The following is a 15,044-nucleotide window of genomic DNA, read 5'->3' as shown; positions in this document are numbered from 1 at the left end:
ATGATCCGGCGGGTGACGTCGGAGAATCTCGGCGGCTGGATCCTCAAGTGCAACCCCTCGCTGACCGACGTCGCGGACCTGGTTGCCAACGGCGTCGAAACCTGGTGCGTCCAGGACAACTACCGATCGGCACTCTTCGCTGCCCATCAGCCGGTCTTCCTCTGGATCACCGGTCCCACCGGCGCGACGCCTCCGCCGGGCATCCACGCCGTCGGCGAGATCCGCGGCCCGGCGTACTGGGCGGCACCTCCGACCACCCGGTCCGGCGGCACCGCCAAGTACGTCGTACCGCTGCGGCTGGACTTCCTCGACGTGCCCCTGTCGCGCACCGGGATCGCCACGGACGCAAGGCTGGCCACCCTCGAGGTGCTCCGCCAACCCCACATGAGCAATCCTTCGTACGTCACTGCTTCCCAGGCCGACGCCCTTCGCCGGCTCCTCTGGCTGACTACTTGAAGTCTCGCTGGATCATCTCGACCAGGGCGTCGAGGTCGGCGTCGACCATCGGGCGGCCGGTCATGCCCATCCGGTGGAGCAGGGTGCCGATGACGACGTCGATGAAGAAGAGCACGCGCTGCTCGGATTCGCCGAGGGCCTCTTGGAGCAGGATCCGGTAAGGGTCCTGGAGCTGGGTGGAGAGGATGTCCCGGAGTACGGGATCGCCGATGGCGTCGGTGAAGACGCCTGCGAAAGCCGCGGCGACGCCGGGTTCGCCGATCTTCGCTGCGCCGTACCGGATGGCTGACGCGATGTGGTCGGCGCGATCGGTGCCGGTCAGCGGGAGTGGGCCGAAGGTGTCCACCAGGCATGCGGTGATCAGCGCACCCTTGGTCGGCCAGCGCCGGTAGACCGTCGTCTTCGCGACGCCTGCTTCGGCCGCGATCCGGTCGACGGTCGCGTGCGTATAGCCGACCTCATGGACCGTCTTCAGTGTCGCCGCGAAGACTGCCGCGTCGACGCTTGCCCTGGGGCGTCCCGTTTGAGCCATGGTCCCAGCCTAGCGAGTTATGATACTTTTAGTATCGATACTAATAGTAGCGAAAGTGAGGTGCGGAGATGAGAACCGTTGAGCAGCCTTCGCTGGGGGTCCGAGTGCTGTACTCGTTGCGCGGGGAGCCGGAGTGGTCGAAGCTGTCGCGCGAGCAACTGATCGCCTTCCGGGAGACGCAGCACCGCCGGCTGAACTCGCCGCTGATCCGGGTGGCGACAGGCTTTCCGGATCGTGGCGCGTCGATTGCCTGGGAGCAGGTGACGCTGCCTGATCGGGTGCTGCGCGTCCGGGTCCATCGGCCGACCGGTCCGGCGGCGATTCTGCCGCTCGTGCTCCACGTCCACGGCGGTGGTTTCGTCGGTACGGCGGTGCAGTGCGACTGGATCAACAGCCACCTCGCCGCACAGCTGCCCGCGGTGGTGGTGTCGGTCGAGCATCGCCTGATCGACCAGGAGACGCCGCTCTCGGCCGCGGTCGACGACGGATGGGACGTACTGCGTACCGTCGTACAGAACACTGCTCGGTGGGGGATCGACCCGGCGCGGGTTGCTGTCTTCGGTGAGAGTTGCGGCTCGATGATCGCGGCCTTGTCGGCGCTCCGGGCTCGGGAATCTGATCTGCCACTGCGCGCCCAGGTGCTCGTCAATCCCTGCGTCGATCTGACCGAGACCGTCTACGACTACGTGTCGATGGCCGAGTACGCCGACACTCCGACCCTCACTGTCGAGCAGATGGAGTTCTTCCGCTCGCTCGCCGTCCCGCCAGGTTCCGACGCGCGCGCGGTGTCACCCCTGTACGCCGACGACCTCAGCGGCCTGCCCCCGGCGCTCGTCGTGGTCCCGGTCCTCGACCCGGTCGCCGACCACGGCCGCACCTACTACGACCACCTCCGCAAAGCCGGCACCTCCGCCGAGCTGGTCGAAATCCCCAAGGCCGGCCACGCCTTCCTCAGCATGCCCGGCCTCGTTCCCCAGGCGAAGCTCGCCCGCTCAGCCATCGCCACCTTCCTCCGGCGGCACCTGGCCTGATGCAACGGCGATGAAACGGCGGTGAGATTGGTCGGCCCCAAGCTGGGCGTGCGGGACACGCCGCTGAGTGGGGAGGGTCAGATGACCACGAAATCAGATCCGACGGCCTTCGACGCCGTGGACGGGGAGGATCCGGACTACTTCATCCGGTTCCTCGATGCGCGACTGACGATCGAAGGGGAGCTGCAGGTCAAGCGGCTGATCGCCGGGCTGCTCGACGCGCAGCCCGGCCACCTGGTGCTGGACGTCGGCGCGGGGACCGGGGCAGACACCGAGGAGCTCGCTGGGCGGGTCGGGCCGAACGGCCGGGTGATCGGGCTGGACATCAGTGCCTCGATGCTGGCCGAGGCGAAGCGGCGGACGGCCGGGACCGAGCTGCCGCTGGAGTTCGTCGAGGGGGATGCGGGCGCCCTGGATTTTGCCGACGCGAGCTTCGACCGCTGTCGTGGCGAGCGGATCCTGATGGCGATGGAGGATCCGGCCCGCGCCGTCCAGGAGCTGGTCCGGGTGACCAAGCCGGAAGGGTTGGTGGTGCTGTCCGAGCTGGACGCGAGCACGATCTTCCTGAACAGCTCGAACCAGCCGCTGGTGGACCGGCTGCTCGGCAGCTTCTCCAGCCAGTTGAAGAGCCCGTACGTCGGGCGTCGGCTGCACCGGTTGATGCTCGAAGCCGGCCTGGACGACGTGCGCTGTGCGCCGACCGTGATCCAGAACTCGGTGCGATTCATGCGGCTGGTGTTCACCGCGCAGCTGAAGCAGCTCGTCGATGAGGGGTCGGCGACGCGGGCCGAGGTCGACGCGTTCTGGGCCGAGCTGGAAGACGGGGAGCGGGCCGGCTGGCTCTGTTCCGGCGTCGTCTGCTTCACAGTGGTCGGCCAGAAGTCCTGAAACACAAGCGGTTTGCCGGCTGTCGCCGTCGGAGGGAAGCGGCGACGGTCGGCACTAGAGGTCTTAGTGGCGGTGAACGGTGTAGTCGGACTGGATGAAGCCGCCGTTCAGGGTGCGGGTGGCGTTGTGGGTGAGTTCGACGTCGTGGTCCAGCTTGCCGAACAGCGGCAGGCCCTCGCCGAGCAGGACCGGCACAGTGGTGATGGTCAGCTCGTTCAGCAGGCCGGCCCGCAAGAAGGTCTGGATCAGGCCGCCGCCGTCGGTGTAGACCCGCTTGGCGCCGCGGTCGTTCAGCGTCTGGACCAGCCCGTCCAGGGTCCGGTGCACGATGATCCGCTCGTCCGCATCGGCCGGCAGGGTGCTGCTGAGCACCTCGACCTGCTTGCCCTCGTACGGCCAGAAGCCGAAGTCGAGCACGGTCTGATACGTCTTCCGGCCGAGTACGACGGTGTCGATGACGGCCATGAACTCCTGGTACCCGGTGTCACCGGGCTTCTCGTCCCGGTCGGTCAGCCAGTCGATCGACCCGTCCGGGCGCGCGATGAATCCGTCCAGGCTGGTCGCAATGAAAACCGCGGCATGAAATGTCACTCTCCCTTTTTACAGCCTGGCAGGTCATCCTTTCAGCCCGGAGCTGGTGCGCAGGGTCAACGTGTAGCGCAGTGGCGATCGGCCGGTGACATAGACGCGGAGGCCATCGGGGGTCAGGTTGCCGTTGAGCTGCGTGTAGAGCTCGCCCGGATCCATCGTCACCCGGGTGTCCCCGTTGCCCGGGCCGAACACGATCCAGTCGCTGCCGACCGTGTACCGCCCGGTGCCGGCGCTGAGCTGATAGTTGCCAGCAGCATCGATCGGGTCGACGCCGGTCAGCGCTCCGCCCGGCCGGAAGCAGAGTTCGATCGCCAACGGAGCCTCGGATCCGGAGAGGTCGAAGGTCAGGTCGAACCCGCCGGAGACTTCGGTGACCGCGACCGAAGTTCGCAGTACGCGGTAGTGCTTGGGGCGATGCGGGAAGTCCATCGAGGCATAGAACCGGCCGTCCGGTGTGAGGTCGTAGGCGCCGTCCGTACGCCGGTACTCCCGCGGCAGCGGCAGGTGGTACGGCACCTTCACCTCGTCGGACAAGGCGAAGGTGTGCTCCCCGGTCCGCTGCAGCCCGTCGCTGCGGAAGTGGCCGGTGCCGAAGAACCGGGGGGACAGGCGGACGGAGTCGAGAATCGCGGCGCCCTGGCGGAGTTTGAAGAAGGTCGGGTTCGTCGACAGGCCGGAAGCGATCATCGCGATGTCATGGAAGTCGGTGCCGCCGAAGATCGTGGCCGTCCGGGTCCCACGCCGGATCCGGGCCAGTCCCTGCGCCGGATACTCCTGGACGAACTCCGACGGCACCGGTACGCCGGCCGGCAGTCGCGCGGCGAGACGCGGGCGTTCGAGCACCTCGGCCAGGAAGTCGCCCAGCTCGTCAGCGCTACGGCGTTGGATGTCCTGGGCAATCGTTGCGAACCGTCCGTCGGCGTCGAGGAGCGCCAGCTCGCGGAACTGGGTCAGATACCGCGCGACGTCCTTGCTCATGGTCTGGTCCTGGCGACGGGAGGCGACCGCCTCCACCTCGCCGTTCGGCTCCAGGTGGAACATCGTCGCGGTCAGGTTGCGCCGGACGTAGTCGATCAGCTCCGGCCGGTTCCGGAGCCGGGCGATCGTCAGCAGGCTCGGATTGGTGACCTCGGCGGCGTAGTTGGGGCTCCGCTCGCTGTAGATCCCGTCCGGGGTCGCGTCGACACCTTCGCCGAGCCAGTCGTCGATGCGCCGCGGGTAGCGGTCGTCGGGGAACAACTGGTGGGTGCGGGCCAATGCGGCCGAGACCTCCCAGCGGTGGTTGGGGGTGTGCAGACCGCCAGTGGCCAGGGCCGGGCCCGCCTTGCGGATGATCTGCTCGAGGATCGCGCGCTGTGGTGCGGTGGCCTTCTCGTCGTCGGCATCGAGCAGCGCCCAGATCAGGCAGAGATCCTGGAGCGCGAAGGCGGTGTCCGGCGGCGAGTGCAGGTTGCCGATGTCGTAGAGGCCGTCGTCGTGCTGCAGTGCGGCCAGTCGGTCGACGAGAACTTCGAGCGGGCCGGCCAAAGCCGGGTCGTGGAAATAGGCGGACCGGCTCCAGACGTACCCCGCGACGAGCCGGCGAGCCTTCCGCGCGATGGTCCGGGCGCCATCGGCGGCATTGTCCAGCTCGCCCGCGTCCGGCCCGCCGCTGTCCAGCTCGCTCAGAACCAGCTTGATCTGTGCGTCGCCGGCGCGCGTGAGCACCTCGAGGAAGTCCTCGTCCAACTGCATCAGGACCTCCAGGAGTCCTCGGAAAACGATTGCGGGCTGCGCAGTCCTGTCGCTGCGCAGCGTTGTCCCGGCAAGACTCCGCAGTGTCCGGAACCGGTCACTGAAACAGCCGGCGAGGTCTTGCCAGAGGTTGATGGTAGCGCTAACTTATGGGACTTCGGCAAACGCTTTCCCGCGGGTCTGAGCTTTCTGGAGGAAAGAAAGTATGGGCGTCGCCAAGGCTCACCGGCGGGACAATCTCGCCGCCTATCTTTTTCTCTCGCCGTGGCTGGTGGGGCTGTTCGTAATCACGATCGGGCCGATGCTGGCCTCGCTCTACTTGGCGTTCACCGACTACAACCTGATCCAGGCGCCCGAGTGGATCGGGTTCGAGAACTTCAGCCGGATGCTGTCCGACCAGCGGCTGCACAATTCGCTGCAGGTCACCTTCACCTACGTGTTCGTCTCGGTGCCCCTGCAACTCGCGGTGGCTCTCCTTCTGGCCGTGGTACTGGATCGTGGCGTTCGCGGAATGGCCTTCTACCGGTCGATCTTCTACCTGCCGTCGCTGCTCGGGTCGAGTGTCGCGATCGCGATCCTGTGGAAGCAGATCTTCGGCACCGAGGGCCTGCTGAACCAGGTGCTCGCCCCGCTCGGGTTCGACGGCAAGGGCTGGATCTCCGACCCGAGTACGGCGCTCGGCACGCTGGTGGTGCTGAACGTCTGGACTTTCGGCGCCCCGATGGTGATCTTCCTGGCCGGCCTGCGGCAGATCCCCGCCATGTACTACGAGGCCGCGTCCGTCGACGGTGCCAGTGCGTTCCGCCGCTTCCGCAGCATCACACTGCCGCTGCTCACCCCGATCATCTTCTTCAACCTGGTCCTGCAGATCATCCACGCGTTCCAGTCGTTCACTCAGGCCTTCGTGGTCTCCGGCGGAACGGGCGGACCATCGGACTCGACGATGTTCTACACGCTCTATCTCTACGACCGTGGCTTCGGGAATTTCGACATGGGCTACGCGTCCGCGATGGCGTGGTTCCTGCTCGTGATCATCGGGGTCTTCACCGCGATCAACTTCCTCGCCTCGAAGTACTGGGTGTTCTATGACGACTGAAACGCTGCGAACGGCCGTCGTACGCCGACGCGCCGCCACCTTCGGCTGGGCCCGGATCCGGCCCGTCCTCACCCACCTGGCGCTGGCCGCGGCCGCGCTGGTGATGCTCTACCCGGTGATCTGGATGGTCGTCAGTTCGCTGCGGCCGGGCAACGAGATCTTCCGCGAGCCGGGACTGCTGATCAAGGACCTGGAGATCAGCAACTACCGGGTCGGCTGGAACGCCCTCACCGAACCGTTCACCCGGTACCTGCTGAATTCGGCCGTGGTCGTGTTCGGGGCCGTGCTGGGCAACCTGGTGTCGTGCTCGATGGCGGCGTACGCGTTCGCCCGGCTGGACTTCGTCGGCAAGAAGTTCTGGTTCTCGATCATGCTGGTGACGATCATGTTGCCGATCCACGTGGTGATCGTGCCGCAGTACATCCTGTTCTCGCAGGCGGGCTGGATCAACACGTTCCTGCCGCTGGTCGTACCGAAGTTCCTGGCCACCGACGCGTTCTTCGTGTTCTTGATGGTGCAGTTCATCCGCGGCATCCCACGCGAACTCGACGAGGCCGCGCGGATCGACGGCTGCGGCCGGGCCGGGATCTTCCTGCGGGTGATCCTGCCGCTGATGGTGCCGGCCCTGGCGACCACCACGATCTTCACGTTCATCTGGACCTGGAACGACTTCTTCAGCCAGCTGATCTACCTGACCGATCCGAAGAAGTACACCGTCCCGGTCGCGCTGCGCTCGTTCGTCGACGCGACCGCGAGTACGAACTGGGGCTCGATGTTCGCGATGTCGGTCGTCTCGCTCGTCCCCGTCTTCCTTGCCTTCCTGCTGGGCCAGCGCTTCCTGGTCAAGGGGATCGCCACGACCGGAATCAAGTGAAAGGTGCCTTCCATGAGGCTGTTCTCCCGTCGGTGGTCGCGAGCTCTCGCGGCCGCTGCGATTGCCACCACCCTGCTGGGTGCCAGTGCCTGCGGTGGTTCCTCCGGCGGCTCGTCCGCGAACGGCGAGGTCACGCTGCGGTTCAACTGGTGGGGTTCGGACACCCGGCACAAGCTCACCCAGCAGGTGATCGACTCGTTCCAGAAGGAACACCCGACGATCAAGATCAAGGGCGAGTTCGGCGAATGGTCCGGCTACTGGGACAAGCTCGCCACCACCGTCGCCGCCAACGACGCCCCCGACATCATCCAGATGGACGAGAAGTACCTGCGCGAGTACGCCGACCGCGGCGCCCTGCTCGACCTGAAGAAGGCCGACGGGCTGGACACCAGCAAGTTCCAGCCGGACACCCTCGGCGCCGGTGAGTTCGACAACGGTCTCTACGGGCTGAACGCGGGAATCAACGCCTTCACCATCGTGGCGAACCCGGCAGTCTTCAAGGCGGCGGGAGTCGCACTGCCCGACGACAAGACGTGGACCTGGGACAAGTACAGCCAGATCGCCCAGCAGATCAGCACGAAGCTGAACGGCAAGGGATGGGGCACAGCGGCGTACGGGACCAACGACGCCAGCCTGAACATGTGGGCCCGGCAGCACGGCGAGTCGCTGTTCACCAAGGACGGCAAGCTCGGCGTTACCAAGGACGATGTCACCGGGTTCTACACCAACCTGCTCAAGATGCAGGACGCGAAGGCGATCCCGTCCGCGGCCTTCACCGCGCAGGACATGAACGCGCCGCTCGACCAGTCCGGGATGGCGACCGGGAAGCTGGCGATGGGCTATGCCTGGAGCAACCAGCTCAACGCGCTGAGCAAGGCTTCCGGTCAGCAGCTCAAGTTGCTGCGGCTGCCGAGTGTGACCGGCAAGGCGACCGAGAACGGCGCGTACTACAAGGGATCCATGTTCTGGTCGATCTCCTCGCGCTCCAAGCATCCGAAGGAGGCGGCCGAGTTCGTCAACTACCTGGCGAACAGCCCGGCCGCGGGCAACATCCTGCTCGCCGAGCGGGGCGTCCCGCCGAACACCGAGATCCGGGCCGCGGTGGCGTCGAAGCTGAAGCCGGCCGATGCCGCCTCGCAGACGTTCATCCAGACGATCAGCTCCGAACTCGGCGAGCCGTCGCCGCCTCCGCCGGTCGGTGGTGGTCAGGTGGAGAAGATCATCCAGCGCTACACCACCGAGGTGTTGTTCGGCCGGATGAAGCCCGACCAGGCAGCGCAGAAGTTCATCGACGAGGTCAACGGAGAGCTCCAGAAGTGATGTTGCTATCAGCAACTGGTTCGTGGTGACCGGGGTGGCGCCCACGCCGGTCACCGTGGCGGTGGCCGGCGTCCACGGCCACGGGGCGGGCCACGTACGGCACGTGGCTCGCCTGGCGGCCGAGGGGCGGGTGCGGTTCGTGGCGGTCGCCGATCCGACGCCGCCGGGCGACGAACTGCCGCCGGACGTGGCGGTGTATCCCGGCCTCGGCGAGCTGCTCGCCGCTGTCGAGGTTGATGTGGTGATCATCAGTACGCCGATTCAGACGCATGTGCCGCTCGCTGAGCTGGCGCTGCGATCGGGGGCCGACGTTCTGCTGGAGAAGCCGCCTGCTGCTTCGCTGGCCGAGTTCGAGCACCTGTTGTCGGTGATCGAGGACACCGGGCGTAGTTGCCAGGTCGGGTTCCAGGTTGCCGGGTCGCTGGCGGCGCGGACGCTGGCTTCCGTAGTGGCTGACGGGAGTCTGGGTGACGTCCGCGGGATCGGAGCGGTCGGCACCTGGGTGCGCACCGCGCAGTACTGGCAACGGGCCCGGTGGGCCGGACGGCGGACTCTCGACGGCGTCGATGTGGTCGACGGTGCGGTGACGAATCCCTTCGCCCACGCGACGGCGGCGGCGTTGATGATCGACGGTTCGGGTCGGGCAGAACAGGTGACGTCCGTCGAGACCGACCTGTACCGGGCCAATCCGATCGAGGCTGACGACACCTCCGCCGTTCGGGTCGTGACAAGTCGCGGTACGACGGTCGTCGCGGCGCTGACGTTGTGTGCCGAGGTCAACGATCGCGAGCCGATGGTGATCGTGCACGGATCACGCGGACGGGCCGTGCTGCGGTACACGTCGGACCAACTCGAGTTGACGGTCGACGGGCAGACGACGAATACGCAGTACGAGCGGGACGATCTGCTGGAGAACCTGCTCGACCATCGAGCGGACCCCACCGTGCCGTTGCTGGCGCCATTCGTCGAGACCGGCGGCTTCACCCGCGTCGTCGAAGCAGTGCGGCTCGCGCCACCCCCGCGCGAGATTCCCGCCGCGCTGATCCGCTGGGACGGCGAAGGCCTGGACCGCCGGCCGATCGTCGCCGACGTAGAGAAATGGGTAGCCCGAGCCGCCGAAGACCTATCCCTCTTCCGCGAACTCTCGGCGCCCTGGACCACTTAGAGAAGATCGGCGGCGGCTTGGCGGAGAGTTTTGAGCTCGTACTCCGCCCAGCCTTCGCCGACCGACTCGCTGCCGCGGATCAGAACCTTGTCGACGAGGTGGAAGCGAAGGTTGGCGATGCTGCCGACAACGGCGAGCCAGGGGATGGCCTCGAGGTCGGCGGCCGGGATCGGGCGCTTGGCGGTGTAGCCGGCCTGGAACGACTCCCAGTTCGGGGTCGAGGCGGCGCCGGTGAAGTCGGCCGCGCGATACCCCTCGGCCGACAGATCGAAGTCGTGAATCGTCAGGCCGTCCGGGCCGATCAGGATGTTGTCGAGGCTCACGTCGCCATGACACACCCCTCGACTCAGGTCGTCCGAGAGCTGGGTGATCTTCTTGCGTACGGCGTCCGCCAGGTCCCCGATCAGCTTCGCGTCGCCCGGCTCGAGAAGCGGAAGATTGCGCGAGCGGCTCGTCCAACTGATGCGGGAGATCCGCCGGCCGGCGTGCTGCCGAGGACGTGAAGCCGTCGGCGGCGTCGTGGAAGGCGGCCACCAATTCGCCGTACGAGCGAAAGAGTTCGCCGTCGAACGGTGGCTGTGGTTTCCGCCCGCCGACGGAGGTGAGCAGCATGAACTCCCGCTTGCCTTCGGCGGTCTCGAGCACGCCGACCCCGGAGCCGTCCTTCGTCGGCACCACCCGCGGAACCTCGAGTCCCACGTCGCTCAGATGCTCAGCGAACTCTGCTTCCCACCGGACCTCGGATCCGCGTTTGTAGAGCTTGAAGACTTTCGAACCGAACCCCGTAGACCTCGGACAAGTACTCCCGCAAACCCAACGGATCAACCAACGACCTCAGGGTCTTGAACAACGCGTCGCTTCGCTCTTGAGGAGTGAGCCGACCCAGGCGTCGACGCGGGTTTCGCGGTGGACGAGTCGTTGGCGGAGGGTGCCTTCCATCAGGAAGCCGACCTTCTCGGCGACTCGGCGGGAGGCGTCGTTGCCGACCTCCGCGCGCCACTCGATCAGGTCGAGGTCGAGTCGACGGAAGGCCCACGCGCACAAAGCCCGAGCAGCATCGGTGGCGACGCCGCGACCACGGGCCCGCGGATCCACCCAGTAGCCGATCTCGGCGGCACCGCGAGGCCCGATCCCCAAGCCGACCCGGCCGAGTCGCTCCCCGGTCGAGGCATCCTCGGCCAGCAACTCGTACCGCGTCCCGGCGTCCCACCCCGCGATCGCCAGCTGCTCGACGAAGAAGGCCGCGTGGTCCAACCGATAAGGAGAAGGGATGTCGATGAACCGATCCATCTCGGTGTCCACCGACACCCCGTAGACCCACGGAACATCGGCGGCAACAAAGGGCCGGAGCACCAACCACCCGGCATCAATCGTCTCGCGCTCCACACCTGAGATCGTTGCCTCCACCCCTCCACCCCGCAACCCATTTGCCACCGCTGGGTCCGCGTGGAGTACGGGAGGGGGTGGTTCCGTACTGCGGGGGGTTTTGGGATGCGGGGGTTTTCCTCCGTGATGGGGAGGGGTGGGGGAGCGTTGGAAGTGTGAAGCAGACGTTCGTTGGGGAGGTTCGGGGAGCAGTAGCAGATCGATTCCGGGATCGACTCCCCGGGACGGGCCCGGAACCGGTAATCTCGTCCAGCCACCTGGGGAGGCAATCGCATCACCATCGCCGACGAACTGCCGGAGAGCCCAAACCGGTCAGGAGACCACGTCTTGCAGGAGAACACCACCAGCACCAGTACTGGCGAGCTCGCCAACGTACCCCTCACGGGTGCTGACAAAGTTGCCTACGCTTTCTACGCCACCGCCGCCACCGCCGCTCTTGTCGGTCAGGTCTGGGCCGGCGTCACCCACATCCCGTGGCCGAAGGAAGGGTTCTCACCCCTTCTGAAGATCGCTCTCGTCACCCCGGCCGTCGCCGTCATCGAACTCGGCGGTGTGGCGACCGCGGCGCTCGCCGACCTGCGCCGCCGCAAGGGTGAGCAGGCCTACGCCTACCGCGCGATGTCGCTGTTCGCGGCGATCGTCGCGCTCGTCTTCAACGTGGTCGGCCACTGGCGCCCGGAGGAGCGGTTCCTCGCCTTCGGCTTCGGCGGCCTGTCCGCGTTCGCCTACGTACTCTGGCTGATCCACAGCTCGGCCCGCCGCCGCGACGCGTTGCGCAAGGCCGGCCAGATGGCCACCACCGGGCCCGTGTACGGCGTGGTCCAGTGGGCCCGCGAGCCGAAGGTCACCTGGCTGGCGCGCTCGATCGCGCTCGAACACGGCTACGGCCTGTACGAGAGCCTCCGTGCCGCCCGGCACCAGATCCGCAACAACGCGCGCCGCGACGCGATCGCCGGCACCGTCGCGGAGTACATCCGCTCCGAGCACCAGGACGAGCGGCTGGCGAAGATCGCCGAGACCACGTACGACGCGGACCGGCTGGCCGGGATGCTCGAAGAGCGGATCAACTACGAGGTCGTCACGAACAAGCTGACGCTGGCGATCTCCCCGCCGCCGGACCCGGAGCCCGAGCCGCCGAAGGACGAGCGGACCGACCTCCGCGCGGCCGTCTGGGTGGTCGAAGGAACGACGCCGCCGGTGCAGCAGTTGCCGGCCCAGCAGGTCCCCGCGCAGCAGCTCCGCCCTGGTGGCGTCCCGCTGCGCGACGACGACCAGTGGGGCGAGGCGATGACCGGCGAGCTGATGGCGGTGGAGTACCTGCCGTACGACCGGACCACGGAGGACGCGGACGAGGCCGAGGTCGTCGAGGAGTCGGCGAGCGCGCCGTACGTGAAGCCGATCCAGCAGCCGTCGCCGTTCGCGCCGGTCGTTCCGGACCCGATCGCACCGGCCGTCCCGCAAGCCGATCTGCCGGCAACCCACCAGCCGGCAACCCAGCAACCGGCCGCCCAGCAGTCGGCAACCCAGCAGCCGGGTGCCGAGCAGCCGGGCGCCCAGCAGTCGGGTGCCGAGCAGGAGCACGTCGTTCAGGCGACGCCGAAGCCGGCCGTGGTGAAGCCGCCGCTGCCGAAGCCCGCTGCGGCGCGCAAGCCGAAGACGGTGCGCAACAGCGTTCCGCAGACGGCAGCGCCGGTCCCGGCAGTCGAAGAACCGCAGCCCGTCGCACCGGCCGCGGTGGAAGAGCCGACTGTCATCGCTCGCGAGGTGACCGCCCGGACAACCCCGAGCCGTCCGGCCGCGCCGAAGCCGAAGAGCACCAGTGGTGGCGATCTCGACAAGAAGCGTCAGCGGGCCTGGGCGCTGCTCAGCGACTGGCCGTCGGACCGTCCGCGCACCCCGGAGGTGCTCGCCTCGGCGATTGCCTCCAGCAACGACGACGCGGCCGCGTTCATCGTCCAGTACGACGCCGAGAACAACCTCGCAACCGCCAACCAGAACTGAGCACGCTAACGTCCGAAGAAGCGGATGAGACGTCCCTCCGCTTCTTCGGACGTTAGCTTTGGTGGGCCTGGGTGAGGAGTTCGGTGAGGCGGGGGAAGCCGATACCCGTGGCTGCCGAGGCGATGTCGCCGGAGGCCAGCGACTTCGCCGCCTTCTCCAGCGACGCGATCGCGTGGCCGTAGAGGGACATGCCGAGGCTGATGCGTTTGACGCCGGCTGCCTGGAGCTCGGCGACGGTCAGGATCTTGTCCGCGGGCGAGACGACGACGTTGACCGGCTTCGGGGCGACTGCGGCGACGATGGCGCGGACCGAGGCGAGGTCGGGCGGGAAGGGCGCGTAGAGCACGTCCGCGCCGGCTTCGGCGAAGGCGGTCAGCCGGCGGATCGTGTCGTCGAGATCGGGGTTGCCGAGGAAGAAGTTGTCCGTCCGCCCGGTGATGACGATGCGCCGGTTGCCTGCGGCGACCGCGTGCCTGATCCGGAGTACGGCGTCGTCGAAGGCGCGAATGGGCTGCTCGGGATTGCCCGTCGTGTCCTCGATCCCGATCCCCGCCAGGCCTGCTGCGACAGCCGCCTCGACCGTCTCGGCAACGGCCGACGGAGTTTCGCCGTACCCGTCCTCGAAGTCGCCGTTGACCGGCAGCCCGGTGAGCCGGACGAGCAAGGAGGCGTGGTCGAGATGCTCCGGCAGGCTGACGGCGTGCCGCCCGTCGGGGCGGCCGAGGGTGGCGGCGAACGCAGCCGACGAGGTCGCGATCGCCTCGAAGCCCGCGTCGGCGAGCACCAGAGCGGACAGGCCGTCCCACGCGTTCGGCATCACCAGGCCGCCCTCGCGGGTGTGCAACGCCATGAACTTCTCGTAGAGCTCGGACATACCGGGCCCCTTCCCGTACTACGTGCGCTCGGCTGCGCCTCGTCGTACAGGCACTCTAAGCGCCATGCCCGGCCCTGACCCGTTCGTCGTCTCTGAGGGCTCCCGGTGGCGTGCCGTCGCCGAACGGCCGGCCACCCAGCGCCTCGCGGCCGTGCGGCGTGAGCCAGGTCGACAGGTCCGGGCCCTTCGGGATGATCTGCGTCGGGTTGATGCCGGTGTGCACGACGTAGTAGTGCTGCTTGATCTGCACGAAGTCGATCGTGTCGCCGAAGCCCGGCGTCTGGAACAGGTCGCGCGCGTACGCCCACAGCACCGGCATCTCGGCGAGCTTGTTGCGGTTGCACTTGAAGTGCCCGTGATAGACGGCGTCGAAGCGGGCGAGCGTGGTGAAGAGCCGCACATCGGCCTCGGTGATCGTGTCGCCCACCAGATACCGCTGCTCGCTGAGCCGCTCGGACAACCAGTCGAGGGCGGCGAACAGCCGGTCGTACGCCGCTTCGTAGGCCTCCTGCGAACTCGCGAAACCAGCCCGGTACACCCCGTTGTTGACCTCGGTATAGATGCGCTTGGCAACTTCATCGATCTCGGCGCGCAACGGCTCGGGGTACAGCTCCGGAGCGCCGGCCCGGTGGTACTTCGTCCACTCGGTCGACAGGTCGAGCGTCAACTGCGCGAAGTCGTTGGTGACAACGGCGCCGGTCGGTACGTCGACGATCGCCGGCACCGTGATGCCCTTCGGGTAGTTCGGGTCACGCTTGAAGTAGGCGTCCTGCAACCGCGGAATCTTCAGCACCGGGTCGACGCCATCGGGATCGAGATCGAACGTCCAGCTGCGCTCGTCATGGGTCGGACCGCAGAACCCGATCGAGAGCACATCCTCCAGCCCGAGCAACCGCCGTACGATGATCGCCCGGTTCGCCCAGGGACAGGCTCGCGCGACCACCAGCCGATAGCGGCACGGCTCTACCGGGAACCCGTCGCGCCCATCGGCGGTGATCCGGGTGCTGATGTAGTCGCTGTCGCGCTTGTACTCACCTTTGGTTTCGCCCACTCTTCCAGGGTGCCCATCGAAGCCAACTTCCGAACGTATCTGGCG

15 protein-coding genes are annotated in these 15,044 nt (G+C 67.3%); 8 read left to right on the top strand and 7 right to left on the bottom strand.

Features of this window, described 5'->3' with window-relative positions:
* Positions 1-12: 12 nt before the first annotated feature.
* Positions 13-456 (top strand): EVE domain-containing protein, encoded by a 444-nt coding sequence (locus ABZ004_RS03980; RefSeq protein ID WP_355678244.1) that lies wholly within the window; start codon positions 13-15, stop codon positions 454-456.
* Here the strand turns inward: ABZ004_RS03980 and ABZ004_RS03975 are convergent.
* Complete coding sequence (locus tag ABZ004_RS03975) at positions 449-988, bottom strand: TetR/AcrR family transcriptional regulator (RefSeq protein ID WP_355678243.1); 540 nt, start codon at positions 986-988, stop codon at positions 449-451. The two genes, ABZ004_RS03980 and ABZ004_RS03975, sit on opposite strands and share 8 nt — an antisense overlap.
* A 68-nt stretch (positions 989-1,056) precedes the next feature.
* Between ABZ004_RS03975 and ABZ004_RS03970 the strand changes: the two genes are divergently transcribed.
* Together ABZ004_RS03970 and ABZ004_RS03965 are read left to right on the top strand one after the other, a co-directional pair.
* The gene (locus ABZ004_RS03970) at positions 1,057-2,019 is read left to right on the top strand and encodes an alpha/beta hydrolase (RefSeq protein ID WP_355678242.1); all 963 of its coding nucleotides are present in this window, start codon (positions 1,057-1,059) and stop codon (positions 2,017-2,019) included.
* Positions 2,020-2,100: 81 nt separating this feature from the next.
* Positions 2,101-2,907, top strand: a complete 807-nt coding sequence (locus ABZ004_RS03965; RefSeq protein ID WP_355678241.1) for a methyltransferase domain-containing protein — start codon at positions 2,101-2,103, stop codon at positions 2,905-2,907.
* Between the two features lie 63 nt (positions 2,908-2,970).
* On the opposite strand, the gene ABZ004_RS03960 is transcribed toward ABZ004_RS03965, so the two are convergent.
* Positions 2,971-3,498 (bottom strand): dihydrofolate reductase family protein, encoded by a 528-nt coding sequence (locus ABZ004_RS03960; protein ID WP_355678240.1) that lies wholly within the window; start codon positions 3,496-3,498, stop codon positions 2,971-2,973.
* Positions 3,499-3,522: 24 nt separating this feature from the next.
* Positions 3,523-5,232, bottom strand: a complete 1,710-nt coding sequence (locus ABZ004_RS03955) for a hypothetical protein (protein ID WP_355678239.1) — start codon at positions 5,230-5,232, stop codon at positions 3,523-3,525.
* Positions 5,233-5,437: 205 nt separating this feature from the next.
* Between ABZ004_RS03955 and ABZ004_RS03950 the strand changes: the two genes are divergently transcribed.
* From ABZ004_RS03950 to ABZ004_RS03935, 4 genes are read left to right on the top strand one after another with little or no spacing between them, the layout of a single operon-like run.
* The gene (locus tag ABZ004_RS03950; protein ID WP_355678238.1) at positions 5,438-6,328 is read left to right on the top strand and encodes a sugar ABC transporter permease; all 891 of its coding nucleotides are present in this window, start codon (positions 5,438-5,440) and stop codon (positions 6,326-6,328) included.
* Positions 6,318-7,202: a carbohydrate ABC transporter permease gene (locus tag ABZ004_RS03945; RefSeq protein ID WP_355678237.1), complete on the top strand. Its 885-nt coding sequence runs from the start codon at positions 6,318-6,320 to the stop codon at positions 7,200-7,202. The genes ABZ004_RS03950 and ABZ004_RS03945 overlap by 11 nt, the downstream gene beginning before the upstream one ends.
* Positions 7,203-7,214: 12 nt before the next feature.
* On the top strand, positions 7,215-8,522 hold the full coding sequence (locus tag ABZ004_RS03940; protein WP_355678236.1) for an extracellular solute-binding protein: 1,308 nt from the start codon (positions 7,215-7,217) through the stop codon (positions 8,520-8,522).
* Positions 8,523-8,556: 34 nt separating this feature from the next.
* Positions 8,557-9,687, top strand: coding sequence for a Gfo/Idh/MocA family oxidoreductase (locus tag ABZ004_RS03935; RefSeq protein WP_355678235.1), 1,131 nt, complete (start codon positions 8,557-8,559; stop codon positions 9,685-9,687).
* Here ABZ004_RS03935 and ABZ004_RS03930 read toward each other — a convergent pair.
* Together ABZ004_RS03930 and ABZ004_RS03925 are read right to left on the bottom strand one after the other, a co-directional pair.
* Entirely contained in the window at positions 9,684-10,151 is a 468-nt protein-coding gene (locus ABZ004_RS03930) for a phosphotransferase (protein ID WP_355678314.1), read from the bottom strand. The two genes, ABZ004_RS03935 and ABZ004_RS03930, sit on opposite strands and share 4 nt — an antisense overlap.
* 370 nt (positions 10,152-10,521) lie before the next feature.
* Positions 10,522-11,094: a GNAT family N-acetyltransferase gene (locus ABZ004_RS03925; protein ID WP_355678234.1), complete on the bottom strand. Its 573-nt coding sequence runs from the start codon at positions 11,092-11,094 to the stop codon at positions 10,522-10,524.
* 306 nt (positions 11,095-11,400) lie between these two features.
* On the opposite strand from ABZ004_RS03925, the gene ABZ004_RS03920 reads away from it, so the two are divergent.
* On the top strand, positions 11,401-13,074 hold the full coding sequence (locus ABZ004_RS03920) for a hypothetical protein (protein WP_355678233.1): 1,674 nt from the start codon (positions 11,401-11,403) through the stop codon (positions 13,072-13,074).
* A gap of 52 nt (positions 13,075-13,126) precedes the next feature.
* On the opposite strand, the gene ABZ004_RS03915 is transcribed toward ABZ004_RS03920, so the two are convergent.
* The gene (locus ABZ004_RS03915) at positions 13,127-13,948 is read right to left on the bottom strand and encodes an isocitrate lyase/phosphoenolpyruvate mutase family protein (protein ID WP_355678232.1); all 822 of its coding nucleotides are present in this window, start codon (positions 13,946-13,948) and stop codon (positions 13,127-13,129) included.
* 55 nt (positions 13,949-14,003) lie between these two features.
* Positions 14,004-14,999 (bottom strand): glutathione S-transferase C-terminal domain-containing protein, encoded by a 996-nt coding sequence (locus ABZ004_RS03910; protein ID WP_355678231.1) that lies wholly within the window; start codon positions 14,997-14,999, stop codon positions 14,004-14,006.
* Positions 15,000-15,044: the final 45 nt, after the last annotated feature.

The sequence above is a fragment of the Kribbella sp. NPDC006257 genome (assembly GCF_040613535.1).
GTDB lineage: Bacteria > Actinomycetota > Actinomycetes > Propionibacteriales > Kribbellaceae > Kribbella.
This window is presented reverse-complemented; position numbering and strand designations above follow the sequence as displayed.